Genomic DNA, 26,674 nt, shown 5'->3' on the forward strand with positions numbered 1-26,674 from the left:
CGGCGCACCCTTTCCGGTGATCGGTACGACGACCATCAGAGCGCCGGCAGGCGCGGCTCGACCCACCCGGTCTCGGTCAGGTGGTGCAGGACCCGCTGGACCGCCTCGTCCACGGTGAGTTCGCTGGTGTCCAGCACCAGATCCGCGTCGGTCGGCTCCTCGTACGGGTCGTCGACCCCGGTCATCCCGGTGAGCTGCCCGGCCCGTGCCCGCGCGTACAGGCCCTTGCGGTCGCGTCGCTCGCAGACCTCCAGGGGGGTGGCCACATGCACCAGCACGAATCCCGCGCCCGCCGCCACGGCCATCTCCCGGGCGGTCGCCCGGGCCTGGGCGTACGGGGCGATCGGGCAGCAGATGCCGATCCCGTGGTGCCGGGCTATCTCGGCGGCGACCCAGCCGATCCGGCGTACGTTGGTGTCCCGGTCGGCCTTGCCGAAACCGAGCCCGGCGGTCAGTTCGCGGCGCACCACATCGCCGTCGAGCAGGGTGACCGTCCGTTCGCCCTCCTCGCGCAGCGCGTCGGCGAGGCCACGGGCGACGGTCGACTTTCCCGAGCCGGAGAGCCCGGTGAGGAACACCACCAGGCCCCGGTGCCGCCGGGGCGGCCGGGCCTGGCTCAGCTCCTTCGCCACCGCCGGCGGGGTGTGCCACTCCGGCAGCGGGAATCCCCGATCCAGCAGGTCGTCGATCTCGGGCTGGGTCAGCGCCAGCCGCCGGTTGCGCGGTGGGATGTCCTCGCGCCAGCGCCACTGGCCGTCCCGGTTGTCGTACGCCAGCTCGCGCGGCACCAGCACCCGCAGCCCGGCCCCGGACAGCATCTCGCCGGTGGAGAGCAGGTGGGTGACGCCGTACGCGGCGGAGACCCGGGCCAGCAGCAGGGCGTCGCTGATCTCGTCGCGGCGCCGAGAGAACGGCACGGCGATCAGGGTCGCCGCCGGCATCCGGTCGCGGGCGGCGAAGACGCTGCGCACCAGCGCCTCCGGCGGTAGCCCGCCGGTGCCGTCCTCGCCGACCGGAATCATGACCAGCAGATGCGCGCTGAGGGTACGCACGGCGTGCGCGATCTGGGCCAGCTGCGGGCGGTGCAGCGGGCGGTCGGCGACCACCCCGAGCACCCGGCCGGGCGGCAGCAACGGGCGGACCTCCTCGGGGGTACGCCGCAGCCTTTGGAAGGGACCGTGCCCGCCGTCGCCGAGCCGACGAACAGGGCCACCGACTCCGGCCACCCCGTCGCGCACCGCCCAGGCGTCGACAACCTCCAGCGCCGCCATCGGCGCACCCTCGCCGTCGGTGAGCACGAGCGTCCGGCGGCTCGGGTTGGTGAGGTCGAACCCCTGCACCAGCGTGGTGGGCACCTGGAGGGTCACGGCGACCGGCCACGGGTCGCCGTTGACGAGCCGGCCCCGACGGCTGACGGAGACCAGGTCGGCCCGGGTCATGAACCCGGTCACCGGCGCGTACGCGCCGGTCAGCAGCAGCTCCAGATCCGCGAGCTCACCGGGACGCGGCGTGTACGTCGGAGACTCCCGCAGCACCTCGTCGGGCAGCACCCACCCGTTGCTCATCAGACTCCCCACTCCGGCGACCGGCACACAGTTTCGCAGCCGGTCGCCGATCGGTCGAGAGCACCACCGGGTCAGTCAGGAGCACCACCGGGTCAGTCGAGTGCCGCCGCGCCGAAGGAGACCGAGAACCGCTTGCACCAGATCGAGACACTGGTCAGGTCGCCCAACTCGACACCGTCGGGGATCTCGTAGCCCTGGTCGCCGAGGTTGCCCTTGAGCCGCCCCAGCTCGACCCAGCGGCCGTCGTCGAACACATGCCAACCCGCCCGGCCCTCGACGACCGGCTGGTCGGTGAGCCAGACCCGCAGGTCCGGGCCGTTGGAGGTGTTCAACCCCACCAGTTCCAGGCGGTGCCGCCCGTCCTCGGTGCGCACGATGCGGGCGCTGCCCGACGTCTTGTGCTCGTGGCTCACGAAGTCGCCGGAGCTGACCAGCCGCGCCGCGCCGCCGGTGGGCACCGGTGCGGTCGACGTGTCCGGTGCCGCCGACGCGCCTGGCGCGGTCGACGCCTCTGGCGCGGTCGGCGTCGCGATCGTGGCCAGCGGCTCGGTCACCGCCTGGTCGGTGACCAGCTTCCAGGGTTGGAACCAGTACAGACCCAACACCGATCCGGCGGCCAGCACGGCGACCGCGATCCAGGTCAACGGGGTACGGAGCAGGCGGGAGATCACGGGTCCAGTGTCTCCGGCACCATCGGGGGCGGTCAGCCCGAACCGCCGTTACGAATCCTTACCGCCTCGGGTCGCTCGAACCCTAGGGGGAGGGGCAGCGGAATCAGGGTAAAGGGGGGTGGGTTCCGGAATCCCCGATCTTGTCCGGCAGCCCTAGGCTGTCCCCCGTGACACTCATCGCAACAGAGTCGTTGACGAAGGTCTACGGCGGCGGGGTCACCGCGCTGTCCGATCTGACGGTCGCGGTGGAGCCGGGGATCGTCGGTCTGGTCGGCGCCAACGGCGCCGGCAAGTCGACCCTGATCAAGCTGCTGCTCGGCCTGCTCGCCCCGACCCGTGGCCGGGTCCAGGTGCTGGGGCTCGACCCGACCGCCGACACGGCGGCGGTCCGGGCCCGGGTCGGCTACATGCCGGAGCACGACTGCCTGCCGCCCGACCTGTCCGCCGCCGAACTGGTCACCCACCTGGGGCGGATCAGCGGCCTGCCGCGTACGGTCGCCCGGGAGCGGGCCTCCGAGGCGCTGCGCCACGTGGGGCTGCACGAGGAGCGGCACCGCCCGGTGGGCGGCTACTCCACCGGCATGAAACAGCGGGTCAAGCTCGCCCAGGCGCTGGTGCACGATCCCGACCTGCTGCTGCTCGACGAGCCGACCAACGGGCTCGACCCGGCCGGCCGGGACGCGATGCTCGCCCTGGTGCAGCGGATCGGCACCGAGTTCGGCATCTCCGTGCTGGTCTGCTCGCACCTGCTCGGCGAGGTCGAGCGGATCTGCGACACCCTGGTCGCCATCGACGGTGGGCGGCTGCTCAGGGCCGACCACATCGCCGCGATGACAACGGCCACCGACGTGCTCGCGGTCGAGGTCAGCGAGGGCACCGAGGCGCTGGCCGCCCGGCTGGCCGCGCTCGACCTGCCGGTCGGCCGGGAGGGTCGGCTGCTCCTCGTCCCGCTCGCCGACCAGGGCACCTACGACCTGATCCTCGGCGCGGTGGCCGAGCTGGAGCTGCCGTTGCACCGGCTGGACCAGCGCCGGCACCGGGTGGCCGAGCTATTCGCCCGGAGGGAGAACAGCCATGCCTGAGCCGACCGGCGTCATCCACGACATCGGCTACCAGCGTTACACCGGCCCCCGGCTCGGCCGCCGGCACGTCTTCGGCGCGCTGTACCTGCACGGTGTGCGTACCGCCTTCGGGCTGGGCCGCAGCGCCAAGGCCAAGATCTTCCCCTGGCTGGTGGTGGGCATCGTGTTGATGGTGGCCGCCGCGGTGACCGCGATCCGCAGCCAGGTCGGCGAAGTGATCATGACGTACGCCCAGTTCGCCGACGCGATGAGTTGGCTGGTCATCTTCTTCGTCGCGGTGGCCGCGCCCGAGCTGGTCTCCCGTGACCTGCGCAGCGGCGTCCTGCCGCTGTACTTCTCCCGCCCGCTGCGGCACGCCGACTACCCGCTGGCCAAGCTCCTTGCGCTGGTCACCGCGCTGTTCCTGCTGCTCGGCGCGCCGCAGTTGCTGATGTTCCTCGGCGCGGCGTTCAGCGCGGACGGCATGGGCGCGGTCTGGGACGAACTGCTCGACCTGCTGCCCGGGCTGCTCTACGCCGGGCTGTGGGCGGTGGTCTTCGCCTCGGTCGGCCTGCTGGTCGCCTCGCTGACCGGCAAGCGGGCCTTCGCCGCCGGCGGGACCGTGGCCGTGTTCCTGATGACCACGCCGATCGTCGGCATCCTGTCGGTCCTGCCCTCGCAGGCGGCGAATCAGCTGTCCGGCATCGCCTCGCCGCCCACCCTGGTGCAGGGCGTCGGCATCTGGACGATGCGCGACCTGCTGATCACCGATGCCACCGGTCCGGGCCTCGACCTCGGGCCCTTCGGGCCGGTGTACGCGCTGGCCGCCGTCGCGCTCGTGGCGGGCTGCGTCGCCCTGCTGCTGGCCCGCTACCGGAAGGTGGCCGCACGATGACCACGACGAGTTCCGCCGCCCCGCCGGCCACCACCACCAGCACCCTCGACCTGGCCGGGGTCTCCCGCTGGTACGGCAACGTGGTCGCGGTCAACGACGTGAGCATGACCCTGGGGCCCGGGGTGACCGGGCTGCTCGGCCCCAACGGCGCGGGCAAGACGACGCTGCTGCACATGATGGCCGGCTTCCTCTCCCCCTCCCGGGGCGCGGTCACCCTGGACGGCCGGTCCACCTGGCGCAACCCCGAGGTCTACCGGCGACTCGGGCTGGTCAGCGAACGGGAGGCCGTGCACAGCTTCCTCACCGCGTACGAGTTCGTGCTGGCCACCGCGAAGCTGCACAAGCTGCCCGACCCGCAGGCGGCGGCCCGCCGGGCGGTGGCCATGGTCGAGATGGAAGACGCGCAGGACCGCCGGATCGGCACCTACTCCAAGGGCATGCGGCAGCGGACCCGGGTGGCGGCGGCGCTGGTGCACGACCCGCAGGTGCTGCTGCTCGACGAGCCGTTCAACGGCATGGACCCGCGCCAGCGGCTGCACATGATGGAGCTGCTGCACTCCCTCGGTGACGCCGGCCGCACGATCCTGTTCAGCTCGCACATCCTGGAGGAGGTCGAGCAGGTTTCCGGCACCGTGCAGGTGATGGTCGCCGGTCGGCTCGCCGCCTCCGGCGACTTCCGGACGATCCGGCGGCTGATGACCAACCGACCGCACGTCTTCGCCATCCGCTCGACCGACGACCGGGCGTTGGCGGTCGCGCTGATGGCCGAGCCCTCGGTCAGCGGGGTCGAGTTGGGCCGCGACGGTCTGACCGTTCGGGCCGGCGACTACGGTGCCTTCACCCGAGTGCTGCCGAAGGTCGCCCTGGCCCGCGGCGTACGGGTGCGGCAGCTCCTGCCCGAGGACGAGTCCCTGGAGAGCGTCTTCTCCTACCTGGTGGAGGTCTGATGTCCACTGTTTCGTGGATCACCGCGCGCGGGCTGTTCGGGCGCCGCCGGTTCCTGTTGCTGCTGCCGCTGCCGGTCCTGCTGGTGCTGCTGGCCGTCCTGTCCCGGGGGCTGGGGGTGGAGCCCACCGACTGGGGGCCGCCGGTGCTGGTCGGCCTCGGGCTGGCCGTGGTGCTGCCGGTGGTCGCCCTGATCGTCGGCACCGGCGTGCTCGGTGCCGAGATCGACGACGGCACCGTGGTGCACGTGCTCACCACACCGTTGCCGCGCTGGCAGATCGTGCTGCCCAAGCTGGCCGTCGCGTCCGGTGTCACCGCGGTCACCGTCGCGGTCCCGCTGTTCGTCGCCGGCCTGCTGGCCGACTCGGTACGCCTCGGCGTGGCGCTCGCCGTCGCCGCGTCGGTCGGTGCGCTGGCCTACACGGCGTTGTTCGTGGCGGCCAGCCTGCTCACCCGGCGACCGGTGCTGCTCGGCCTGGTCTACGTGCTGATCTGGGAAGGGCTGCTCAGCAACGTGATCAGCGGCACCCGGGTGCTGTCGATCCAGCACTACGTGATCGCGCTGGCCGACCGGCTGGCCCCGACCGATCTGCTCAGCACGACCGTCTCCGTGGCGGTGGCGGCGGTGATGACCGTGCTGATCGTCGTCGCCGCCACCTTCCTCGCCATCGACCGCCTGCGCGCCTTCTCCGTCGCCGGCGAAACCAGCTGAGCCGGGTTCAGAACGCGCAGGCGACGACCAGCTCCGAGGTGCGGTCGGGCAGCAGGTCGAGCTTGCCGATGTGGCCCGCCGCGCGCAGGTCGTCGACGACGAGGGTGAGCCGGTCGAGCAGGGCCGCCGGGCCGAGCGCCTCGGCCAGCGGCACCTCGGCCCTCATCGACAACTTCCGCTCGGACTTGGCCCGGCGGACCTGCCCCAGCGCGTCGGCGGCCAGCCGCAGCAGTTCCGGATCACCCTCACCCTGAACGTCCCGGCCGACCTCGTAGGTGGTGGGCCACGGCGCCCGGTGCACCGAGCCGTACCGCCACCAGGACCACACCTGTTCGGTCACGAACGGCAGCACCGGGGCGAACAGTCGTAGCTGCACCGAGAGGGCGGTGGCCAGCGCGGCGCGGGCCGAGTCGGCCCTGGCCCCGGTGCCGTAGGCCCGCTCCTTCACCAGCTCGATGTAGTCGTCGCAGAACCGCCAGAAGAACGACTCGGTGGCCTGCAACGCGGCCGTGTGGTCGTACGCTTCGAAGGCGGCGGTCGCCCCCGCCACCACCGTGGCCAGTTCGGCGAGCATGGCCCGGTCCAGCGGCTCGGTCGCCGGGGCGCGCAGCGCGTCGGCGGCGCCCAGCCCGAGCGCGAACTTCGACGCGTTGAGCAGCTTGGTGGCGAGCCGCCGGCCGATCCTGATCTGCGCCGGGTCGAAGGCGAGGTCGGTGCCGGGCTTGCCGCTGGCCGCCCAGTAGCGCACCGCGTCGGAGCCGTGCTGCTCCAGCAGCGCCATCGGGGTGACCACGTTCCCCTTGGACTTCGACATCTTCTTGCGGTCCGGGTCGAGGATCCAGCCGGACAGCTCGGCCGTGCGCCACGGCAGCGTGCCGTGCTCCAGGTGTGCCCGGACCACGGTGGCGAACAGCCACGTCCGGATGATCTCCTGGCCCTGCGGGCGCAGGTCCATCGGGAAGACCCGGCGCCACAGGTCCGGGTCACGTTCCCAACCGCCGACGATCTGCGGGGTCAGTGCCGAGGTGGCCCAGGTGTCGAGGACGTCCGGGTCGCCGAGGAAACCGCCGGGCAGGCCGCGCTGCGACTCGTCGTACCCGGGCGGGGCGTCCTGCGACGGGTCGATCGGCAGCGAAGCCTCCGGCGGCGTGAGAGGGTGGGACCAGTCCGGCTCGCCATCGTCGTCGAGCCGGTACCACACCGGCACCGGCACGCCGAAGAACCGCTGCCGGCTGACCAGCCAGTCGCCGGTCAGCCCGCTCACCCAGTGCTCGTAGCGGTGCCGCATGTGCTCCGGCACCCAGCGCAACTCCCGCCCCCGGGCCAGCAGCGCCTCCCGCAGGTCGGCGTCGCGGCCACCGTTGCGCAGGTACCACTGCCGGGTCGAGACGATCTCCAGCGGCCGGTCGCCGCGCTCGTAGAACTTCACCGGATGGGTGATCGGGCGCGGCTGTCCGACCAAGTCGCCCGCGTCGGCCAGCAGTTCCACGACCGTCCGCCGGGCGCCGTTCACGGTCTGCCCGGCCAGCGCCGCGTACGGCCCGCTCGGCACCCCGGCCGGTGCCTCCGGCAGCAGCCGGCCGTCCCGGCCGATCACCACCCGGGTGTCCAGGGCCAACTCCCGCCACCAGGTGACATCGGTCAGGTCGCCGAAGGTGCAGACCATGGCGACACCGGTCCCCTTGGCCGGGTCCGCCAGCGGATGCGCGTGCACCGGCACGTCGACGGAGAAGACCGGCGAACGCACGGACCCGCCGACCAGGTCGGCGTACCGCTCGTCGTCGGGATGGCAGACCAGCGCGACACAGGCCGGCAGCAACTCCGGCCGGGTGGTGTCGATCAGCACCTCCCGGTCACCGGGCCCGTGGAACCGCAGCCGGTGGTACGCGCCGGGCCGCTCCCGGTCCTCCAGTTCCGCCTGGGCGACCGCGGTGGCGAAGCCGACGTCCCACAGCGTCGGTGCCTGGGCCTGGTAGGCCTCGCCCCGTGCCAGGTTGCGCAGGAACGCCCGTTGGGAGGTGGACCGGGCCACCGCGCCGATGGTGGTGTACATCAGCGACCAGTCCACCGACAGCCCGAGCCGGCGCCACAGCGCCTCGAAAACCTGTTCGTCGGAGACGGTCAGCCGCTCGCACAGCTCGATGAAGTTGCGCCGCGAGATCGGCGTCGGATCCTTGCGGGCGGCGTCGTCCACCGGTGCCTGCGGCGCCTGCCAGCCCGGGTCGTACGGCAGGGACACCTCGCAGCGCACGCCGTAGACGTTCTGCACCCGGCGCTCGGTGGGCAGGCCGTTGTCGTCCCAGCCGATCGGGTAGAACACCGTCCGGCCGCGCATCCGCTGGAACCGGGCGACCAGGTCGGTGTGAGTGTAGGAGAAGACGTGCCCCATGTGCAGCTCGCCCGATACGGTCGGCGGCGGGGTGTCGATCGCGTATACGTCCGAGCGCTCCTTCGAGCGGTCGAACGCATACGTGCCCTCCTCCTGCCAGCGGCGCGACCAGGTCTCCTCGAGGCCGTCCAGGCTCGGACGCTCGGGGACGCCGGTGCGGGCCGTCCTCGCCGTATCAGTCATCCGTCGATCGTAAGCACCACCCCGGGTGCGGGCACGTCATTACCGCAGGCCGCATTACCGCAGGCCGCTGTCAGAGCAGCGAGTCGCGCCACTGGCGATGCAGGGCCGCGTACCGGCCACCGGCAGCGATCAGCTCGGCCGGCGGGCCGTCCTCGACGATCCGGCCGCCGTCGAGGACGAGGACCCGGTCGGCGGTCTCCACTGTCGAGAGCCGGTGCGCGATCACCACGGCGGTGCGGTCCCGCAGGATGGTGCCGAGCGCGTGCTGCACCAGGCGTTCGGTCGGTACGTCCAGCGACGAGGTGGCCTCGTCCAGGATCAGCACCGCCGGGTCGGCCAGGAAGGCCCGCGCGAAGGCGACCAGCTGCCGCTGGCCGGCGGAGAGCCGTCCGCCGCGCCGTTGCACCTCGGTGGCGTATCCGTCGGGCAGCGCCGCGATGAAGTCGTGTGCGCCGATCGCCCGGGCGGCGGCCTCGACGGCGTCGTCGTCGGCGTCCGGGCGGCCGAACCGGATGTTCTCCGCCACGGTGCCGCCGTACAGGTGCGTCTCCTGGGTCACCAGCACCACCGCCCGGCGCAGTTCGGCGTCGGCCACCTGACGCAGGTCCACGCCGTCGATGGCGACCGTGCCGGCGGCCGGGTCGTGGAACCGGGCCAGCAGCTTGGCGACGGTGGACTTGCCGGCACCGGTCGGCCCGATCAGTGCGACGGTCTGCCCCGCGGGGACGGTGAGATCCAGCCCGGTGAGGATCGGCGAGTCCGGGCGGTACCCGAACGACACCGCGCGGAACCGGGCGGCGCCGCGTCCCGGGCCGCGAGGCAGTGGCACGGGACGAGCCGGTTCGGCGACCGAGGGCCGCTCGTCGAGCACCCCGGCGAGCTTCTCCAACGCCGCCGTCGCCGACTGTAGGGAGTTGTAGAACTGGCTCAGCTCCTGCATCGGCTCGAAGAACCGGCGCAGGTAGAGCAGAAAGGCCGCGAGCACGCCGACCTCGGTGTCGCCGCCGAGCACCCGGGCGCCGCCGTAGCAGAGCACCACCGCCACGGTCACGTTGCCGATCAGTTTGATGCTCGGCGAGTACGTCGCGATCAGGTGGAACGCGTGCCGGCTGGACCGGCGGTAGTCGTCGTTGACCGCGTCGAAGATCCGCTGGTTGCGCGGCTCCCGGCGGTACGCCTGCACGGCTCGGATGCCGCGCATCGACTCGACGAAGTGGACGATGACCAGGGCCATCGCCTCCCGGGTGTGGCGGTACGCGGCGGCCGATGCGCGGGCGAACCAGCGGGACAGCCGGAACAGCAGCGGGAAGGCGAGCAGGGTCACCGCGGCCAACGGCAGGTCCAGCCAGAGCAGGATGCCGGCCACCGAGACGATGGTCAGGGCGGCCATCACCAGCGACTCCACGCCCCCGTCGACCAGTTCGGCGATCGAGTCGATGTCACTCGTCAATCGCGAGATCATCCGGCCCGAGGTGTACCGCTCATGGAAGGCCACCGGCAGGCGCAGGAAGTGCGCGTACACCCGCTGGCGCAGGTCGAGCAGGACGGCCTGGCCGATGCGGGCGGAGACGGTGAGGAAACCGCGCCGGGCGGCGTACTCGATCCCGGTCGCCGCGGCGAACGACACGGCGACGGCGATCAGCGGGCCGGACTCGCCGGCCCGCAACGGCTCGATCGCCCGGTCGATGCCGAGCATGACCAGGTACGGCCCGGACATGGCCGCGGCGTTCTGGGTCAGCAGCAGCGCGACCGCGGCGCCCAGCCGGGCGCGGTGCGGACGCAGCACGTCGGCCAGCAGCACCCGGCTGCGGGCGCGTAGCCGGGCCACCGCCACCGGATCGGTGTCCTCGGCGAGGCTGCGGTCGGCGTGCGGGTCGAGGGCCATTCCCCGCCAGTGGGTCGGGTCGGAGTCGTTGCCCGGCCTGGCGGTGCCGGCGGTCACGAGCGCACCAGTGGGGAGCCGCCGGGTGCCGGACCGGCCGCCGTGCGGGGCGGACCGGCGGGTCCGCCCGGCCCGGCGGAGAGCACCGCACGGTACGCGGGCACGGTGGCCAGCAACTCGGCGTGCCGGCCGACGGCGGTGATCCGGCCGTGCTCCAGCAGGGCGACCCGGTCGGCGAGGGCGATGGTGGAGGGGCGGTGCACCACCAGCAGGGCGGTGGTGTTGCGCAGCACCCGTCTCAGCGCCGACTCCACCAGTGCCTCGGTGTGCACGTCGAGTGCGGAGAGCGGATCGTCGAGGACGAGCACGGCCGGCCGGACGAGCACTGCCCGGGCCAGCGCGAGCCGTTGCCGCTGGCCGCCGGAGAGCGACAGGCCCTGCTCGCCGAGCCGGGTGCGCAGCCCCCACGGCAGGTCGTACGCGAACTCGGCCTGGGCCAGCGCGAGAGCGGCCCGGACCTCGTCGTCGGCGGCGTCGGGCCGGCCCAGGGTCAGGTTCTCCCACACCGACATGGAGAACAGCGTCGGCTCCTCGAAGGCCATCCCGACCAGCCGGCGCAGCGAGGCCAATCGCAGGTCACGCAGGTCGTGTCCGTCCAGGGTGATCCGGCCCGCCTCGACGTCGTGCAGCCGGGGCACCAGGGAGAGCAGGGTGCTCTTGCCGCTGCCGGTGGCACCGACCACGGCCAGGGTCTCACCGGGCTCCACGGTCAGGTCGATGCCACGCAGCACCGGGGCGGCGGCACCCGGATAGCGGAAGCTGACGGCCTCGAAGCGGAGCCGGCCACGTACGGTCGAACGGGCCAGGGCGACGGCGACCGGGGCGTCGACGATGGCCGGGGCGGTGTCCAGGACCTCCTGGATCCGGTCGGCGGCGGTGGCCGCCTCCTGCCCGTTGGCGATGATCCAACCCAGCGACTGCACCGGCCAGATCAGCATCAACTGGAGGCTGGCGAAGGCGACGAGCTGGCCGACGGTCAGCCTCCCGCCGGCGACCGCCGCGGTGCCGGCCACCAGCACGATGCCGAGGGTCAGATTCGGCACCAGGTCGAGCAGCGCGGAGGTACGGGCGAGCAGCCGCCCCTTGCCCACCCCGGTGTCGTGCAGCGCCCGGGTACCGGCGGCGAATCGGCTGATCATCTGCGGCCCCCGACCGTACGCCTTCATGGTGCGCAGGCCCTGCGCGGTCTCCTCGATCAGCGTGGCCACATCGCCCTGCTGGTCCTGCATCCGTCGGGACGCCGCGTGGTAGTGCCGGCCGAAGCGGCGGGCGATCAGGAACAGTGGCGCCGCGCTGGCGGCGACCAGCAGGCCCAGCGCGGGGTGCAGCCGGATCAGCAGCACCACGACGGCCAGGTAGGTGACCACGTTGAGGATGAGGAAGAACAGGCCGAAGGAGAGGAATCGGCGCAGCACCGACAGGTCGCTGGTGATCCGGGACAGCAGTTGGCCCGACGGCCACCGGTCGTGGAAGCTGGCCGGCAGCCGTTGCAGATGGGCATAGACGTCGGCCCGGATGGCCGCCTCCATCGCCACCGAGGACGACGACTGCACCCACCGACGAATGAAGATCAGCAGGGCTTCGGCGAGCCCGAGCAGCAGCGCGAGCCCGGCCAGGAGGAACAGTCCGGTCAGGTCCCGTCGCGCAACCGGACCGTCGACCACCTGCTGCGCCACCAGTGGTACGGCGATGCCCGCCCCGGTGGCGGCGAGCCCGGCCAGCATCAGCCAGCCGAACTCGACCGCGTGCGGACGCAGGTAGTGGCGCAGCTGCCAGAGGTTGCGCAGCGGACGGCGACGGACCTTGCCCCGGTCGGCCGGGCCGCCGTCGCTCCCCGCAGCCACTACCCGACGGTAGCTGCAATCGGGAGCGCCGCCGCTGTCAGCTTGCTGTCAACAGAGCCGACTCCGCACCCGATCCCGGGCCACACCCCGTGGCCCGCATCCCGCGTCTCGTGGCCCGTGACAGTGGGTGCTGGACAAGCCCTCGGTCGGTCACCGACTCCACGCGCTTTGCTCTGCTTCAACCCACGCAACGGTCACCCTCCGTACCGGATGGCAGGCCCTGGTCCGTCTCGCTAGCGACACGTCGCCGCTGCTCAGCGGTGGTTGCGTGGAGTGAAGCAGAGCAAAGCGTTTGCCTGGAAACCACCCGCTCGCCGGCTGTGCCGCGCGAGTCGTCGCGCACAGTGACGGTCGCTGAGGGTGGCCGCTGTGCACCGGCCTAGCCGAGTCGTTCGTGATCGAGGAGCCAGCGTTTCACGGGCAGCCCCCAGCGGTAGCCACCGAGCGCCCCGTCGGTACGCAGCACCCGGTGACAGGGGACGAAGAGGGCGGCGGCGTTGCGGGCACAGGCCGCCGCCGCTGCGCGCACGGCGGCCGGGCGGCCGGCCAGTGCGGCGTACCCGGTGTACGTGATCGGCTCACCCGGCTTCACGTCGCGTAGCACCTGCCAGGCGTGGGACATGAACGCACCGCCGGTGTGCTGCTCGACCGGGACGTCGTCGATGGCGTCCAGGTCGCCGCCGAGGTACCCGGCCACGGCCGCGGTGATCGGGCCGAGTTCCGGCTGCTGCCGCGGCTCGCCGCGCAAGCTCGGGTGCACCAGCGGCAGCAGGCTCGCCGGTTCGGCGGTGAAGCCGGCGGCCCGCACCGCGCCGTCCGGCCCGGCGAGGATGGCGAACGGCCCGACGGGCGTGCCGACGACTGCGCTGTCGATCGTGCCGCGCACGGCGCTGTTCCTACTGTTCACGCTGATCTCCAGATTCGGAATTACGCTGATCTCCAGAGGCGGAGCACCGCGTACGAGCGCCAGGGGCGCCAGCGGGCGGCGTACTCGTCAAGGTTTTTCGGGTCGTCGGGTAGGCCGAGCGCGGTGGCGCCCCGGCGCACCGCGAGGTCGGTGGCGAGGAACACGTCCGGGTCGCCGAGCGCACGCATCGCCAGGTAGCCCGCCGTCCACGGGCCGATGCCCGGGATCGCGGTCAGTTGTCGCGCCGTCTCTGCCCGATCCCCGCCCGGTTCCAGGTCGAGCCGCCCGTCGGCGACCACCCGGGCCAGCGCTCGGATCGTCTCCCGCCGTCCCACCGGCATCCGGAACCCGGAATCCGGCGCCGCCAACACCTCCTCGGCAGTGACGAACCCCCGCAGTTGCCGCCGATCACGACTTCGGTCGGGGGTGGGAAGGGTCATGGTGGAGAGGAGGTGGCTGATGGTGGTGCGGGCCGAGGTCAGGGAAACCTGCTGGGTGGCGATGGCGCGGACGGCCATCTCGAAGCCGTCCACCGCGCGGGGGACGCGTACCCCGGGCTCGGCGGCGACGGCGGGGGCCAGCGCCGGGTCGGCGCCGAGCGTCTGGTCGACGGCGACCGGGTCCGCGTCGAGGTCGAACAGGCGCCGGCAGCGGGCCACGGCCGGGGCCAGGTCGCGTAGGTCGGTCAGGCGCAGTGTCGCCGCCACGTACCCCGCCACCGGGGTCAGGGCCGCCTCGGCGGTGCCGTGCGGCAACCGGAGGCCGCGGCGGTACGTCCCGTCGATCACCTCGTCCACTTGCGGCAGCGCGCGCCGGCCGAGGAAGTCGAGCAGTGCGGCGGCGTGCAACGGCGGGCGGTACGCCAACCGCAGGGAGACCGTGCCCGCGCCGCCCGCCACGGTTCCCCGCGCGGTACGCAGTTGGGACGGCGACGCACCATAGACCTCGCGGACGGTGTCGTTGAACTGCCGGACGCTGCCGAACCCGGCGGCGAACGCGATCTCGGCCAGGCCGAGCCCGGTGGTCTCGATCAGGGTGCGGGCGGTCTGCGCCCGCTGGGCACGGGCCAACGCCAGCGGCCCCGCCCCGACCTCCGCCCGCAGCATCCGGTGCAGGTGCCGCTCGGTGTAGCCGAGCCGGGCGGCCAACCCGGGCACCCCGTCGCGATCCACCACCCCGTCCGTGATCAACCGCATCGCCCGGGCCACCACGTCGGCGCGTACGTCCCACTGCGGTGACCCCGGGGAGGCGTCCGGGCGGCAACGGCGGCAGGCCCGCAGGCCGGCGCGCTGGGCCGCGGCCGACGACGGGAAGAAACGTACGTTCTGCCGCTTCGGGGTCATCGCCGGGCAGGACGGCCGGCAGTAGATCCCGGTCGAGGTCACGCCGGTGAAGAACCAGCCGTCGAACCGCTGGTCGCGGCTGTCGACGGCCCGGTAACACCGCTCGAAGTCCAGTTCCACAACACCGATGATGCGCCCGTCCCCGACTCCCCGGCTGGCGGAATTCGGACCCCACGCCACCGTTCGCCGATCATGGAGTTGTGGCACCTCGCAAAGGCCGCGTCACACCTCAGGTCGGGCGCCACAACTCCATGATCGCCAGGGGTGGGGGTGGGGGTGGGGTGGGGTGGGGGTGGGGGTGGGGAAGTGTCGGTTGTGGTGGGTAGCGTGCGGCCACCAACTCAAGAAGGGGTGCGGCGATGGTGAGCGCGGTGGGTCCGGCGGCGGCGTCGGAGCACGGGGAGCCCTTGCCGGAGGGGACAGCGGTCCAACGCCTCTTCGACCGGATGCGCGCGGTCGCGCCCGCCGCCGTCGGTGCCATCGAGCGCGACCGCGCCGGCGACCCGGGCCGCGCCTTCGGGGACACCGCCTGTGGCCGGCTGGTGCGTTCGCTGGATCACGACGGCATCCGGGCGCTGGGCATGTGGGTGCACCACTGGTGCATGCGCTTCTACGACGACGACACGCGGGTCGCGCTGCGGCTGCTCCGGGAGATCGCCGGCCGTCCGGCGCTGGGCTGGACGGCCGACGAGGTGCACTGGATGCTCCGGGAGTCGCAGCACGCCGGGCCGGCCGCCGCCGCACGATTCACGCTGCCGCTGGCCGCCGCCGCCGAACTCGCACCCGGTGCCCTCCGGATCGACATGCTGGTGCCCCGCCAGCCGGGGCGGCACCGCGATCGGTGACGGTCCAGCTGCTCGACACGCCGTTCACCGGGCAGCTGACTCGTCCGCTTCGCGACGCCGGGCCGCGCCGCGGTGAGCCTGCCTGCCGACGGCCGCCCGGTGGCGGCGTAGGCTGGCTGGTCGTGAGTCTCACCATCGGCATCGTCGGCCTGCCCAACGTCGGCAAGAGCACCCTGTTCAACGCGCTGACCAAGAACAACGTGCTCGCCGCGAACTATCCGTTCGCGACGATCGAGCCCAACGTCGGTGTGGTCGGGCTGCCGGACGACCGGCTGCCCGAGCTCGCCGAGATCTTCAGCTCGCAGAAGGTGATCCCCGCCCCGGTGTCGTTCGTCGACATCGCCGGTCTGGTGCGCGGCGCGTCCAAGGGGCAGGGGCGAGGCAACGCGTTCCTGGCCAACATCCGCGACGCCGCCGCGATCTGCCAGGTGGTGCGGGCCTTCTCCGACCCCAACGTGGTGCACGTCGACGGCAAGGTCTCGCCGGCCGACGACATCGAGACGATCAACACCGAGCTGATCCTCGCCGACCTCCAGACGCTGGAGAAGGCGCTGCCCAGGCTGGAGAAGGAGGCCAAGCTCCGCAAGGACCGGGCCGCCGCGGTGGACGCCGCGCGCAGGGCGGTCGACGTCCTCGACCGGGGCACCACCCTCTACGCGGGCGCGGCGGCGGCCGGCGTCGAGCTGGAACACCTGCGTGAGCTGCACCTGCTGACCACCAAGCCGTTCCTCTACGTCTTCAACGTCGACGAGGCCGAGCTGAACAACGCCGACTTCCTCGCCGAGCTGCGGGCGCTGGTGGCCCCGGCCGAGGCGGTCTTCATGGATGCCAAGATCGAGTCGGAGCTGGTGGACCTGCCCGAGGAGGAGGCCCGCGAGCTGCTGGAGTCGATCGGGCAGTCCGAGCCGGGCCTGGACCAGCTGGTCCGGATCGGCTTCCGGACGCTCGGCCTGCAGACGTACCTCACCGCTGGCCCCAAGGAGGCGCGCGCCTGGACCGTCCCGGTCGGCGCCACCGCCCCGGAGGCCGCGGGGGTTATCCACTCGGATTTCCAGCGCGGCTTCATCAAGGCCGAGGTCGTCTCCTACGCCGACCTGGTCGGGGCCGGTTCGATGGCCGCCGCCAAGGCGGCGGGCAAGGTCCGCATCGAGGGCAAGGAGTACGTCATGCAGGACGGCGACGTCGTGGAATTCCGCTTCAACGTCTGACGGTCGCCCGTTGGCGACGGCCCCTCGAAGCGATTTGCCCGGCGGCCAGCGAGTCCGAGGGTCAGCCGGTGCGCAGGGCGTCGTCGACGCCGGTCTCACGCGGGCCGAGGTGCGCCGGGTCGCGGCCGGAGAGCACGTCCAGCGCGGCCTTGAGACCGGCGCCGTACTCCCGGGTGGAGCTGACCCGCCAGGTGCGGGGGTTCAGTTCCCGCGCCGTCTCGTCGCCGACGCCGTTGGCCTCGACGCCGAGGTGCCGGCAGACCGTGACGGCGCGGGCCAGGTGGAAAGACTGGGTCACCACCGTGGCCCGATCCACGCCGAAGATCCGCTTCGCGCGGGCACACGAGTCGTACGTGTCGAAGCCGGCACAGTCCAGCACCACCTTGTCGCCGGGCACGCCCCGGTCGACGAGCCAGCGTCGCATCGCCTCCGGTTCGTTGTACTCGTGGCGCGCATTTTGTCGCCGGAGACCAGGATCGCCCCGACTTTGCCGGTGGCGTACAGCTCGCGGGCGATCTCCAGTCGGGCGCTGAGGAACGGCGACGGGGTGCCGTCGGGCTGGACCCGGGTGCCCAGCACCAGGTGGGGGTGGCGCGGTCAGGCGAGGCGGTAGACGGAGATGTGGGCGGTGCTGTCCGGGCCGAAGGGCGTGCGATCCCAGTCGGCGAACCGCTCGGCCAGGCGGAACCCGGCCCTGCCGGCCATCTCGTCGATCTGGTCGGGCCACATGTACCGCATGGCGAACGGGTGCAGGTGCACGGCCCGTGCCGTCGAATGTGATGGTCTGCCGGAGGAACGTCTGCGCCTCGCGGTCGTAGCGGTGCAGCCGGATGGTGGCCGAGTCCTCGGTCACCTCCCGCATCCGGACCTGCTCGTCTCGGTCGAAGTTCGCCGGGTCGGGCACGTACGTCTCGATGACGAACGCACCCCCGGGCTCCAGCACCCGTGCGACGTTGCGGAAACAGTCCGCCTGCCGCTCGGCCCGCACCAGGTTGAACAGGGTGTTGAAGATCAGGTACGCCATCCGGTAGGTCCCGGTAACCGGTACGTCCGCCATGTCGCCGATGGCGACCGGGATGTCGCTGCCGCCGGGCTTGGCGCGCAGCTTCGCCACCATCTCCGGCGACGCCTCGACCCCTGCCACGGCGATGCCGCGGGCGGCCAGCGGCAGGGCAACCCGGCCGGTGCCGATGGCGAGCTCCAGCGCCGGACCGTCCCCGACGAGGTCGGCGAGGAACTCCACCGCCGCCGCCGGATCGGGGTTACCGGGCAGGTCGTAGGTGTCGGCCCACATCCGGCCGAAGTGCCCCGGGTCGTCGAAGACCGACATCAGCGGCCTCCGTCGGTGCTACCGGCGCCGCGCGGCGCCCTCTCCGATGATGTCCACGTACGCACGAAGCCTCGATTCGACGGGGTTGACGCTGACTGCTCGCTGGACGGGCGTCGTGGCGTGCCTCATGTCGTTCGCTCCCTTCGTTCGGCTGGCCGTGAGTCAACCGGCCTCGATGGCTCTGGGCAAGCGGATATCGACTTCGCCCCAGGGCAGGGCTGCTCAACTGATGTAGTGCAGGATGACGTTGTGCACGTGGTGGCTCTTCTGGTCGCCGCGGAACTCCACCTCGTAGGTGTGCGTGCCGACGTGGATGGCGATCGACCCGGTGGAGAAGAACGAGCCGCCCCACGACTTGTTGCTGACCACGCTCACGCTGGTGATCTTCGAGTACGGAATGCTGGTGATCGCGTACCGCTTGCCGACGAACGAGCGGTCCTGGATGATCACACGCCGGTCGGTCAGCCCGATGAATCCGGTGCCGGTGCCGACCGCGTCGTAGACGGCGATGATCTGTTCTCCGTCGAGCAGGCCGCTCTGGATCTGCTGGAACTGCTCCTTGCGGTCATAGGTCGCGTTGGCCATGGCGCCACGGTAGATCGCCCTCGCCACCTGACGGTTCACGCGCCGGCCATGGCAAGACCGCAATCAGCTCTCGGTGACCGCCCGGTAGGCGTCCTCTATCCGGGCGGCCAGCAGGACCTCGCCCTCGGAGAGCGGCTCGTTGCCGTGCCCCACCCGGATCTGGGTGCGGTCGGCACGCCGGCTGATGTCCGGTCGCAGGTGCAGCGCGTCGGCGACCACCTTGACCCGTTCGGTCAGTGCCGCGTGCTGGGTGTCGTCGATGACCAGCGTGCGCCGGATCTGCTCACCCTCACGCGTCCAGCCGGACAGTAGGGTGAGAGCGTCGCTGAGGTAGTCGTGCTTGGCCCGACCGCCAAACAGCGCACGCATCACCGCACCTCCCAGGCTTCGTTGCCGGCTTGTGGCCAAATCGTCGCCGCCCCGTGTCTTGTCGGTGCCTCTAGTCTTACGTCGCACGGATGGTGTGTCCACGCCCACACTTCCGGGTATTCCTGGCCTGACGGACGACCAAGCTACCCAAACCGCCGATTGATCTGGCACCCTGGACGCCCGTGTGGACCGAACGGGCGAACGCCGGCGGACACGCCGGCCAGCGGGATCCGAAGGTGATCGTCGGCGCGGCCATCATCCGGGACGGCCGCGTGCTGGCCTGCGCGCGGTCGGCCCCGCCCGAGGTGGCGGGCAGGTGGGAGTTCCCCGGCGGCAAGGTGGAGCCGGGGGAGAGCGAGACGGCAGCCCTGGCCCGCGAATGCGCCGAGGAACTCGCCGTACGCGTGCAGATCGGTGAGCGGGTCGGCCATGACGTCCGGATGGCGCACGGCCGATCGGTGCTGAAGGTGTACGCCGCCCGCCTGCTGCACGGCGACCAGCCGCAAGCGTTGGAACACTCCGCGTTGCGCTGGCTCTCCGCCGCCGAACTGGACACCGTCGCCTGGCTCCCCGCCGACGCCCCCATAGTCGCCGCCCTCCGCCCCCTCCTCACCCCAACCTGACCCCACCACCCGCATCGATCATGAAGTTGGCGGGCGCATCGGAGATCGAGCTGCTCGCTAACCTCATGATCAACGGGGTGGGGCGTGCGGCTGGGGGTGGGAGACGGGAACGGGGGCCATGGCGGATGCCGCGGCCCCCGTCCGGGTGCTCAGTGCTTCTTTTCGTCCTGGTCGGGGTGGGCGAAGTTGAGGTGCTCCGGGGGCAGCGGGAAGGTCACGTCGTCGCCGAAGGGCGAGGGTGCCGCCGCGCGGTCGAAGGTGAACTCCGTCAGCGGCAGCCTGCCGCTCGCGTCGGTCGCCGGGGCGGTGGGGTGCGGCACCTCCCGGTGCCAGTTGACGCCCTGCTGGGCCTGCACCTCGGCCCGGGCGTCGTGCGAGCCGCCCGCGTGCGAGTGCACACCGCCGCCGCCCGTCGCGGCGCTGGAGCCCACCGCGCCCGGGGAGTGTTCGCTGGTCACGCTGGTCTGAGGCACCTGACCCCTCCGGAAGATCTTGCTGCCGAGCCACACAAGTGGATCGTACCTGCGGTCCACGACCCGTTCCTTCATGGGGATGATCCCGTTGTCGGTGATCTTGATGTGCTCGGGGCAGACCTCGGTGCAGCACTTGGTGATGTTGCAGAAGCCGAGCCCCTGTTCGGACTGTGCGTAGTCCTTGCGGTCGGTCCTGCTGTCCAGCGGGTGCATGTCGAGTTCCGCGGCCCGGATGAAGTACCGCGGGCCGGAGAACGCCGGCTTGTTCTCGTCGTGGTCGCGGATGACGTGGCAGACGTTCTGGCACAGGAAGCACTCGATGCACTTGCGGAACTCCTGCGAGCGCTCCACGTCGACCTGCTGCATCCGGTAGTCACCGGGGGCCAGGTCGGCCGGGGGAGCGAAGGCCGGCGTCTCCCGCGCCTTCTCGTAGTTGAACGACACATCGGTGACCAGATCCCGGATGACCGGAAAGGTGCGTAGCGGGGTCACCGTGACCGTCTCGTCCTCCTCGAACGTCGACATCCGGGTCATGCAGCTGAGCTTGGGCATCCCGTTGATCTCCATCGAACAGGATCCGCACTTGCCCGCCTTGCAGTTCCATCGGCAGGCCAGATCGGGCGCGTCGGTGGCCTGCAACCGGTGGATCACGTCGAGGACGACCTCGCCCTCGTTGACCTCGACCGTGTAGTCCTGGAGTTCGCCGCCCTCGGCGTCGCCCCGCCAGATCCGGAACTGGCGCTTCGCGCCCGGCTGGCCCGGCGCCCCAGACGTTTCGGTACCCATTCCTCAGCGCTCCTTCTCGGCGTCGTCAGTGGCGGTAGCGGCGTCGGTGGCAGCGGCAGCGTCGACGGCGGCGAGGGCGTCGAACTCGGCCAGTTCGGAGTCCGTGAGGTACTTGGCCAGTTCCGCGCGGTCGAAGAGGCTGACCAGCTCGGTACGCATCTTCGGCAGCGGCTTGCGGGCCAGCCGTACGGTGTCGCCCTCAAGCGAGCAGACCAGGTTGAGTCGCCGCCACTGTGGATCCATCGTGGGAAAGTCCTCGCGGGTGTGGCCGCCGCGCGACTCCCGGCGCTCCAGCGCCGCCCTGGCGGTGCACTCGGAGACGACAAGCATGTTGCGCAGGTCGATCGCGAGGTGCCAGCCCGGGTTGTACCGCCGGCCACCGGCCGCACTGACCTTGGCCACCCGCTCGCGCAGCTCGGCCAGCCGGACCAGTGACTCCTCCAGCTCGGCCTCCCGCCGGATGATCCCGACCAGATCCCCCATCACCGCCTGGAGGTCCTGCTGCAGGGTGTACGGGTTCTCGCCGGTGTCGCGCTGCAACGGGGCCAGGGCGGTCTCCACCGCCGTCTCGACCGCGGTCACCTCGACCCGGGGTCGGCCCCCGGTGAGCTGGTCGACGTAGGTGGCCGCGTGACCGCCCGCCCGCTTGCCGAAGACCAGCAGATCGGACAGCGAGTTGCCGCCCAGCCGGTTCGAGCCGTGCATGCCGCCGGACACCTCACCGGCGGCGAACAGGCCGCGCACCGAGCCGTGCGCGGCGCCGCTGTCCGGGTCGACCTCGACACCGCCCATCACGTAGTGGCAGGTCGGTCCGACCTCCATCGGCTCCTTGGTGATGTCGACGTCGGCCAGTCCCTTGAACTGGTGGTGCATCGACGGAAGGCGACGGCGGATCTCCTCGGCCGGCAGCCGGGAGGCGATGTCCAGGTAGACGCCGCCGGCCGGGGTACCCCGACCGGCCTTGACCTCGCTGTTGATCGCCCGTGCCACCTCGTCGCGGGGCAGCAGCTCCGGCGGGCGCCGGTTGTTGTCCGGGTCGGTGTACCAGCGGTCCGCCTCCTCCTCGGTCTCCGCGTACTGCTTGCGGAAGACGTCGGGAACGTAGTCGAACATGAACCGCTTGCCCTCGGAACTCTTGAGGACACCGCCGTCGCCGCGCACCGACTCGGTGACCAGGATGCCCTTGACCGAGACCGGCCAGACCATCCCGGTGGGGTGGAACTGGAGGAACTCCATGTTGATCAGAGTCGCGCCGGCGCGCAGCGCCAGTGCGTGGCCGTCCCCGGTGTACTCCCACGAATTCGAGGTGACCTTGTAGGACCGACCGACACCACCGGTGGCGAGCACGACGGCGGGCGCCTCGAAGAGGACGAACTCGCCGGACTCCCGGTAATAGCCGAACGCGCCGGCGACCCGGTCCCCATCCAGCAGCAACTCGGTGATGGTGGTCTCGGAGAAGACCTTGATCCGCGCGTCGTACGAGCCGTGCTCGCGCTTGTCCTCCTGCTGCAACGAGACGATCTTCTGCTGGAGGGTGCGGATCAGCTCCAGGCCGGTCCGGTCGCCGACGTGCGCCAGCCGGGGATACTCGTGGCCGCCGAAGTTGCGCTGCGAGATCTTCCCGTCCTTGGTGCGGTCGAACAGCGCGCCGTAGGTCTCCAGCTCCCAGATCCGCTGCGGCGACTCCTTCGCGTGCAGCTCGGCCATCCGGAAGTTGTTGAGGAACTTGCCGCCGCGCATGGTGTCGCGGAAGTGCACCTGCCAGCTGTCCCGGCTGTTCACGTTGCCCATGGCCGCGGCGGCGCCACCCTCGGCCATCACCGTGTGCGCCTTGCCGAACAGCGACTTGGAGATGATGGCGGTCTTCTTGCCGGCCAGCCGTGCCTCGATCGCCGCGCGCAGGCCGGCGCCGCCGGCTCCGATCACGACGACGTCGTAGTGGTGTCGTTCGATGCGAGTGGTAGCGCTCGTGTCCTGGTGCGAATTGGTCGTCATGTTCAGGGCCCTCAGTTGATGAACCGCAGGTCGGAGATCCACCCGGCGGCGACGGACATGACGTAGAAGTCGGCCAGCGCCAGCGTGCCGAGCGTGATCCAGGCGAGCTGCATGTGCCGGACGTTCAGCCAGGAGATGTAGCCCCAGGCCCGGTAACGGACCGGGTGCTTGGAGAAGTGCTTCAGCCGCCCGCCGATGATGTGCCGGCAGGAGTGGCAGGAGATGGTGTACGCCCAGAGCATGACCACGTTGCCGAGCAGGATCAGGTTGCCCAGCCCGAAGCCGAAGCCCTCGGGGCTGTGGAAGGCCAGGATCGCGTCCCAGGTGTTGATCAGCGAGATGACCATGGCGAAGTAGAAGAAGTACCGGTGCGAGTTCTGCACGATCAGCGGGAACCGGGTCTCGCCACCGTAGGAGGCGTGACCGTCGGGCACCGCACAGGCCGGCGGGGAGAGCCAGAACGACCGGTAGTACGCCTTGCGGTAGTAGTAGCAGGTCAGCCGGAACAGCAGCAGGAACGGCAGGGTGAACGCGGCGTCCGGGATGATCCACCAGCCGGGCAGGTACTGCCCGAAGTGGGATGCCTCCGGGATGCACCGGTCGGTCACGCACGGGGAGTAGAACGGGGTCAGGTAGTGGTAGTCCTCGACCCAGTACCACCTGTGCATGAAGACCCGGACCGTCGCGTACGTGACCCAGGCGCCGAGCCCGATGACGGTGATCAGTGGGGCAAACCACCAACGGTCCGTTCGCAACGTCTTCGCCGCGATGGCGGCGCGTGCCCGCGCGCCCCGCGGTTTCGTTGCCGATGATGTCATTCGCGTCGTCTCCCTGACGGGGCCCTGTCACGGGCGGCGGAACACTTCTGGGCGGCACGCGGAACGGCGAACCTGCCCCCCGCCTGCCGCGTCATGCGCGCACCAACGACCGCACCGGGCGTACCGGAGCAGCTAAGTGACACACGTTACGCCGATCTAGGCGGGCCGTCCGCGCAAGGCAGTGTCCCGTGTGTCCCGCCCTTTGGAAACCCTCTCACCATGATCAAGATGCGGGCGTCCGGAAAAGATCGACCAGCGGTGGACGAGCGGTCAGCCGGACGCCCCACCAGTGAAGTTCCAGGAGGCCAGCCGCAGCGAGGCTGCCTCCCACCAGACGCCGTCCGCGCGGTCCGGTAGGCGTACCGCACGCCGGCCCACCTCCAGCACCGCGCCGGGCGCGAGCGCCCGAGGGTACGACTCGGTGAAACGCAGGTCGCGGACCGCCCCGGTGACCTGGCCGTCCTCGACCAGCCACAGCCCGTTGCGGGTCAGGCCGGTGACGACCAGACTCAACGGGTCGAGCACCCGGGTGTACCAGAGGTCGCTGACCAGCAGACCGCGCCGCATCCGGGAGACCAGAGCGGCGGTGTCCGGGTCGGCGACCGCCCCGGCCGGCGGGGCGGCTGGAGCGCCCGCGACTGCGCCGCCCGCCGCGCCCGCCGTGCTCAGCGGGCTCGCGGTGCCGGCGGGGGCCAGGCGCAGGTTGCGGGGGATCGGGCCGAAGGTGGGGCTGCCGGCCCAGGCATGGCCGGTCGAGGCGGCACCCACTTCGGCGGCGCTACGCCGGTCGTGTGCCACGGCGTTGGTGGTGCCCGCGTCCACCAGGGTCAGTTCCCGGGTCGGGGTGCCCTCCAGGTCGAACGGCACGCCGGACCCGCCCAGCGGATCGTCGACCAGGGTCACCGCGCGGTCGAACTGGGCCACCCCGGGTGCGGCGAACGACTGCCGCTCCGCGTACCGCTTGCCGTTGAAGCCGTACCAGGCCAGATTCTCCAGCAGGTCCGCGACGGCGGCCGGTTCCAGCACCACCGGATAGCGCCCGGGTGCCAGTTCCACCGGGTCGGCAGCGGCCCGTGCCTTGCCGGCGGCCCGGCGGCCGAGGCCGGCACCGTCGAGATCGGCGAGCCGGTCGACGCAGTGCCGGGCGGTGCCGTCCGCGCCACCGGCCCGGGCGATGCCGTCCATCGCCGCCTCGGCCCCGCGCCCCGTGCCGAGTGCCCCGCCGAGTTGGCGAACGCCGCCGCGCGGCGCGCCGTGCGGCAGTAACCGGCGGTTTCCAGCCCGCCGGCCGCGTCGACGAATGCCCGGACCAGGGCCGCCCGCTCGGCCGGCCCGGCGTACGCGGTCGCCTCGTCCCATCCGGCGGCCGGTATCGCGACCGTGGGCGTGAGCCCCGGCCAGCCCGGATCGGGTGGGGTGAACCGGGCCGCCGCCAGCACCCGCTCCACCAGCGCACGCAGCCCGTCGGCGGTGACCGTGTTCCCGCTGCCGGTGGCGGTACGCCCGGCCAGGTGGACCCGGAGCCGGACGTCCACGGCGGACCCGGCGACGTTCTGGTGGATCGCCGAGTTGGCGAACCTGGTCAGCGCCAACTCCGTCCTGCCCACCGAGACCTCGGCCTGCGCGCCCGCTCCGGCCAGCCGGGCGACCAGATCCACCACCCGTCCGGCGAGGTCCAACTCGGCGTCGTCGGTCGGACCGGTGCTCACGCGCGCACCCCCACCCGGACGTTGCGGAACCGGGCCGGCGCGGCCGGGTGTCCGGTGTGCCCGACCTGTCCGGGCTGACCCTTGCCGCAGTTCGGCGTGCCCCACGAGACGATCTCGGAGGAGAGCATGTCCATCGAGCGCCAGAACAGCGGCCCGATGCCGGTGTACGTCGGGTTGCGCAGCATCCGCCCACGCCGGCCGTTGCGGATCTCCCAGCCGATCTCGCAGCCGAACTGGAAGTTCAGCCGCTTGTCGTCGATGGACCAGGATCGGTTGACGTCCATCAGCACCCCCTCGTCGGTGGCGGCGACGATCTCCTCAAGGGTGTGCGGGCCGGGTTCCAGCCCGACGTTCGTCATCCGCACCATCGGCAGCCGCGCCCAGCCGTCGGCGCGTACGCTGCCGCCGTAGTCGAGGCCGGCGACCGCGGCCGAGTCCCGGCCGGCCAGCACCCCCACCCACCGCCCGGCCCGCACCGCGTCGCGCTTGACCGCCGGCGAGCCCTCGTCGTCGTAGCCGAAGCTGCCCAGCGCGCCCGGGATGGTCGGGTCGATGGTGACGTTCATCAGCTCGGAGCCGTACCGCAGCGAGCCGAGCTGGGCGAGATCCAGCCACGAGGTGCCGGCGAAGGCCGCCTCCCAGCCGAGGATGCGGTCCAGCTCGATGGCGTGCCCGACCGACTCGTGGATCTGCAACGCCAACTGCTCGCCGCCCAGGATCAGGTCGGTCTCGCCGGCCGGGCAGAGCGGCGCGGTCAGCAGCGCCCGCGACTCCTCGGCGATCCGCGCCGCGTGGGCTGTCAGGTCGAGGGAGTCGACCAGCTCCCAGCCGGTGGTGCCGTACTGGCCGCGGTAGCTCGGCCAGGACCGGCGTTGCGTCTCGCCGTCGCCGACCGAGGTGGCCGAGATTCCGCCGCCGCACTCGCGGATGCGCTGGTCGATGCGGTGTCCCTCGCTGGAGACGAACCACTTCGTGGTGTCCCAGACCTGGTAGAGACCCTCGGCGAGGTCGGCCCCGTGGTCGGCCATCGTGCGGGTGGCGGCCACCAGCAGGTCGCCCTTGGTGGCGAGGGAGACGCCGAGCGGGTCCGCCTCGCACGGCGCGGACCAACTGGCCGTCGCCGGTGCGGACGGGACCAGGTCGACGGGCTGCCCGGGGACCAGTCCGCTGGCCGTGGCGGTCCGCGCGGCGCGCCGGCCGGCATCGCGGGCGGCCCGCTCGGACAGCTCCGGTACGGCCTGGAAGCCCCAGCCCGACCCGACCAGCGCGCGGACACCCAGCCCGATGCTCTCGTCCTGGGCCAGCGCCTCGACCTCGCCGTTGCGGGCGGCCATCGACTCGTAGCGCCGGTGCATCACCCGGGCGTCGGCGTAGCGGGCCCCCGCGTCCAGCGCCGCCTGCACGGCCGCCTCGGCCGCGTCGAACTCGCTCATGTCGGTGCTCCGCTGCGCTGCGCGCCGCCATGAGGCACTTTCG

At 71.9% G+C, this 26,674-nt stretch carries 20 protein-coding genes and 3 pseudogenes; 7 read left to right on the forward strand and 16 right to left on the reverse strand.

Annotated elements, in window-relative coordinates; genetic code table 11:
- Positions 1 to 35: 35 nt before the first annotated feature.
- Positions 36 to 1,565: an adenylyl-sulfate kinase gene (cysC, locus tag KIF24_RS04065; RefSeq protein WP_221082811.1), complete on the reverse strand. Its 1,530-nt coding sequence runs from the start codon at positions 1,563 to 1,565 to the stop codon at positions 36 to 38.
- Between the two features lie 92 nt (positions 1,566 to 1,657).
- Positions 1,658 to 2,236: a DM13 domain-containing protein gene (locus tag KIF24_RS04070; RefSeq protein WP_221082812.1), complete on the reverse strand. Its 579-nt coding sequence runs from the start codon at positions 2,234 to 2,236 to the stop codon at positions 1,658 to 1,660.
- Positions 2,237 to 2,403: 167 nt separating this feature from the next.
- On the opposite strand from KIF24_RS04070, the gene KIF24_RS04075 reads away from it, so the two are divergent.
- From KIF24_RS04075 to KIF24_RS04090, 4 genes are read left to right on the forward strand one after another with little or no spacing between them, the layout of a single operon-like run.
- Positions 2,404 to 3,318, forward strand: coding sequence for an ABC transporter ATP-binding protein (locus tag KIF24_RS04075; protein ID WP_221082813.1), 915 nt, complete (start codon positions 2,404 to 2,406; stop codon positions 3,316 to 3,318).
- Entirely contained in the window at positions 3,311 to 4,192 is an 882-nt protein-coding gene (locus tag KIF24_RS04080; RefSeq protein ID WP_221082814.1) for an ABC transporter permease, read from the forward strand. Before KIF24_RS04075 ends, KIF24_RS04080 begins: the two co-directional genes overlap by 8 nt.
- Entirely contained in the window at positions 4,189 to 5,139 is a 951-nt protein-coding gene (locus tag KIF24_RS04085; RefSeq protein WP_221082815.1) for an ABC transporter ATP-binding protein, read from the forward strand. Before KIF24_RS04080 ends, KIF24_RS04085 begins: the two co-directional genes overlap by 4 nt.
- On the forward strand, positions 5,139 to 5,849 hold the full coding sequence (locus KIF24_RS04090; RefSeq protein ID WP_221082816.1) for an ABC transporter permease: 711 nt from the start codon (positions 5,139 to 5,141) through the stop codon (positions 5,847 to 5,849). Before KIF24_RS04085 ends, KIF24_RS04090 begins: the two co-directional genes overlap by 1 nt.
- A 7-nt stretch (positions 5,850 to 5,856) precedes the next feature.
- On the opposite strand, the gene valS is transcribed toward KIF24_RS04090, so the two are convergent.
- The 5 genes from valS to KIF24_RS04115 all read right to left on the reverse strand — a co-directional run bounded on the left by valS (position 5,857) and on the right by KIF24_RS04115 (position 14,577).
- Positions 5,857 to 8,421, reverse strand: a complete 2,565-nt coding sequence (gene valS / locus KIF24_RS04095; RefSeq protein WP_221082817.1) for a valine--tRNA ligase — start codon at positions 8,419 to 8,421, stop codon at positions 5,857 to 5,859.
- 70 nt (positions 8,422 to 8,491) lie between these two features.
- Complete coding sequence (locus KIF24_RS04100) at positions 8,492 to 10,363, reverse strand: ABC transporter ATP-binding protein (protein WP_221082818.1); 1,872 nt, start codon at positions 10,361 to 10,363, stop codon at positions 8,492 to 8,494.
- Positions 10,360 to 12,207, reverse strand: coding sequence for an ABC transporter ATP-binding protein (locus KIF24_RS04105; protein ID WP_221082819.1), 1,848 nt, complete (start codon positions 12,205 to 12,207; stop codon positions 10,360 to 10,362). The genes KIF24_RS04100 and KIF24_RS04105 overlap by 4 nt, the downstream gene beginning before the upstream one ends.
- Positions 12,208 to 12,586: 379 nt before the next feature.
- Positions 12,587 to 13,093 (reverse strand): methylated-DNA--[protein]-cysteine S-methyltransferase, encoded by a 507-nt coding sequence (locus KIF24_RS04110; RefSeq protein ID WP_221083166.1) that lies wholly within the window; start codon positions 13,091 to 13,093, stop codon positions 12,587 to 12,589.
- A 41-nt stretch (positions 13,094 to 13,134) separates the two neighbouring features.
- Positions 13,135 to 14,577: a DNA-3-methyladenine glycosylase 2 family protein gene (locus KIF24_RS04115; RefSeq protein ID WP_221082820.1), complete on the reverse strand. Its 1,443-nt coding sequence runs from the start codon at positions 14,575 to 14,577 to the stop codon at positions 13,135 to 13,137.
- A gap of 239 nt (positions 14,578 to 14,816) precedes the next feature.
- Here KIF24_RS04115 and KIF24_RS04120 point away from each other — a divergent pair, with 239 nt between their 5' ends.
- Both KIF24_RS04120 and ychF read left to right on the forward strand, forming a co-directional pair.
- Complete coding sequence (locus KIF24_RS04120) at positions 14,817 to 15,302, forward strand: hypothetical protein (protein WP_221082821.1); 486 nt, start codon at positions 14,817 to 14,819, stop codon at positions 15,300 to 15,302.
- A gap of 122 nt (positions 15,303 to 15,424) precedes the next feature.
- The gene (gene ychF, locus KIF24_RS04125; protein ID WP_221082822.1) at positions 15,425 to 16,510 is read left to right on the forward strand and encodes a redox-regulated ATPase YchF; all 1,086 of its coding nucleotides are present in this window, start codon (positions 15,425 to 15,427) and stop codon (positions 16,508 to 16,510) included.
- A gap of 61 nt (positions 16,511 to 16,571) precedes the next feature.
- Here ychF and KIF24_RS04130 read toward each other — a convergent pair.
- The 4 genes and pseudogenes from KIF24_RS04130 to KIF24_RS04145 form a co-directional block, all read right to left on the reverse strand.
- A pseudogene (locus KIF24_RS04130) lies at positions 16,572 to 17,092 on the reverse strand (SanA/YdcF family protein); the annotation flags it as partial.
- Positions 17,093 to 17,483: 391 nt separating this feature from the next.
- Positions 17,484 to 17,840: pseudogene (locus KIF24_RS34910) on the reverse strand (methyltransferase domain-containing protein); the annotation flags it as partial.
- A 222-nt stretch (positions 17,841 to 18,062) separates the two neighbouring features.
- Entirely contained in the window at positions 18,063 to 18,425 is a 363-nt protein-coding gene (locus KIF24_RS04140) for a PH domain-containing protein (RefSeq protein ID WP_111245897.1), read from the reverse strand.
- A gap of 63 nt (positions 18,426 to 18,488) precedes the next feature.
- Positions 18,489 to 18,794 carry a 4a-hydroxytetrahydrobiopterin dehydratase gene (locus KIF24_RS04145; RefSeq protein WP_221082823.1) on the reverse strand — a complete coding sequence of 102 codons (306 nt, stop codon included), beginning with the start codon at positions 18,792 to 18,794 and terminating at the stop codon, positions 18,489 to 18,491.
- A 236-nt stretch (positions 18,795 to 19,030) separates the two neighbouring features.
- Between KIF24_RS04145 and KIF24_RS04150 the strand changes: the two genes are divergently transcribed.
- Positions 19,031 to 19,417, forward strand: coding sequence for a (deoxy)nucleoside triphosphate pyrophosphohydrolase (locus KIF24_RS04150; RefSeq protein ID WP_407939891.1), 387 nt, complete (start codon positions 19,031 to 19,033; stop codon positions 19,415 to 19,417).
- Positions 19,418 to 19,566: 149 nt separating this feature from the next.
- Here the strand turns inward: KIF24_RS04150 and KIF24_RS04155 are convergent, their stop codons facing one another.
- The 5 genes and pseudogenes from KIF24_RS04155 to KIF24_RS04175 all read right to left on the reverse strand — a co-directional run bounded on the left by KIF24_RS04155 (position 19,567) and on the right by KIF24_RS04175 (position 26,631).
- On the reverse strand, positions 19,567 to 20,676 hold the full coding sequence (locus KIF24_RS04155) for a succinate dehydrogenase/fumarate reductase iron-sulfur subunit (protein WP_221082825.1): 1,110 nt from the start codon (positions 20,674 to 20,676) through the stop codon (positions 19,567 to 19,569).
- Between the two features lie 3 nt (positions 20,677 to 20,679).
- Positions 20,680 to 22,671, reverse strand: coding sequence for a fumarate reductase/succinate dehydrogenase flavoprotein subunit (locus KIF24_RS04160; protein ID WP_221082826.1), 1,992 nt, complete (start codon positions 22,669 to 22,671; stop codon positions 20,680 to 20,682).
- Positions 22,672 to 22,682: 11 nt separating this feature from the next.
- Positions 22,683 to 23,489: a hypothetical protein gene (locus KIF24_RS04165; protein WP_221082827.1), complete on the reverse strand. Its 807-nt coding sequence runs from the start codon at positions 23,487 to 23,489 to the stop codon at positions 22,683 to 22,685.
- A 270-nt stretch (positions 23,490 to 23,759) separates the two neighbouring features.
- Positions 23,760 to 25,198: pseudogene (locus tag KIF24_RS04170) on the reverse strand (TldD/PmbA family protein).
- Positions 25,195 to 26,631, reverse strand: coding sequence for a TldD/PmbA family protein (locus tag KIF24_RS04175; RefSeq protein WP_221082828.1), 1,437 nt, complete (start codon positions 26,629 to 26,631; stop codon positions 25,195 to 25,197). The pseudogene KIF24_RS04170 and the gene KIF24_RS04175 overlap by 4 nt, the downstream one beginning before the upstream one ends.
- Positions 26,632 to 26,674: the final 43 nt, after the last annotated feature.

The sequence above is a fragment of the Micromonospora tarapacensis genome (assembly GCF_019697375.1).
Classification (GTDB): domain Bacteria; phylum Actinomycetota; class Actinomycetes; order Mycobacteriales; family Micromonosporaceae; genus Micromonospora; species Micromonospora tarapacensis.

What these genes read in the sequence shown, in the direction of transcription:
- cysC (WP_221082811.1), bottom strand. Translation starts at nt 1,565, where the DNA reads ATGAGCAACGGGTGGGTGCTGCCCGACGAGGTGCTGCGGGAGTCTCCG.
- KIF24_RS04080 (WP_221082814.1), top strand. Translation starts at nt 3,311, where the DNA reads ATGCCTGAGCCGACCGGCGTCATCCACGACATCGGCTACCAGCGTTAC.
- KIF24_RS04085 (WP_221082815.1), top strand. Translation starts at nt 4,189, where the DNA reads ATGACCACGACGAGTTCCGCCGCCCCGCCGGCCACCACCACCAGCACC.
- KIF24_RS04090 (WP_221082816.1), top strand. Translation starts at nt 5,139, where the DNA reads ATGTCCACTGTTTCGTGGATCACCGCGCGCGGGCTGTTCGGGCGCCGC.
- valS (WP_221082817.1), bottom strand. Translation starts at nt 8,421, where the DNA reads ATGACTGATACGGCGAGGACGGCCCGCACCGGCGTCCCCGAGCGTCCG.
- KIF24_RS04120 (WP_221082821.1), top strand. Translation starts at nt 14,817, where the DNA reads ATGGTGAGCGCGGTGGGTCCGGCGGCGGCGTCGGAGCACGGGGAGCCC.
- KIF24_RS04140 (WP_111245897.1), bottom strand. Translation starts at nt 18,425, where the DNA reads ATGGCCAACGCGACCTATGACCGCAAGGAGCAGTTCCAGCAGATCCAG.
- KIF24_RS04145 (WP_221082823.1), bottom strand. Translation starts at nt 18,794, where the DNA reads ATGCGTGCGCTGTTTGGCGGTCGGGCCAAGCACGACTACCTCAGCGAC.
- KIF24_RS04155 (WP_221082825.1), bottom strand. Translation starts at nt 20,676, where the DNA reads ATGGGTACCGAAACGTCTGGGGCGCCGGGCCAGCCGGGCGCGAAGCGC.
- KIF24_RS04160 (WP_221082826.1), bottom strand. Translation starts at nt 22,671, where the DNA reads ATGACGACCAATTCGCACCAGGACACGAGCGCTACCACTCGCATCGAA.
- KIF24_RS04165 (WP_221082827.1), bottom strand. Translation starts at nt 23,489, where the DNA reads ATGACATCATCGGCAACGAAACCGCGGGGCGCGCGGGCACGCGCCGCC.
- KIF24_RS04175 (WP_221082828.1), bottom strand. Translation starts at nt 26,631, where the DNA reads ATGAGCGAGTTCGACGCGGCCGAGGCGGCCGTGCAGGCGGCGCTGGAC.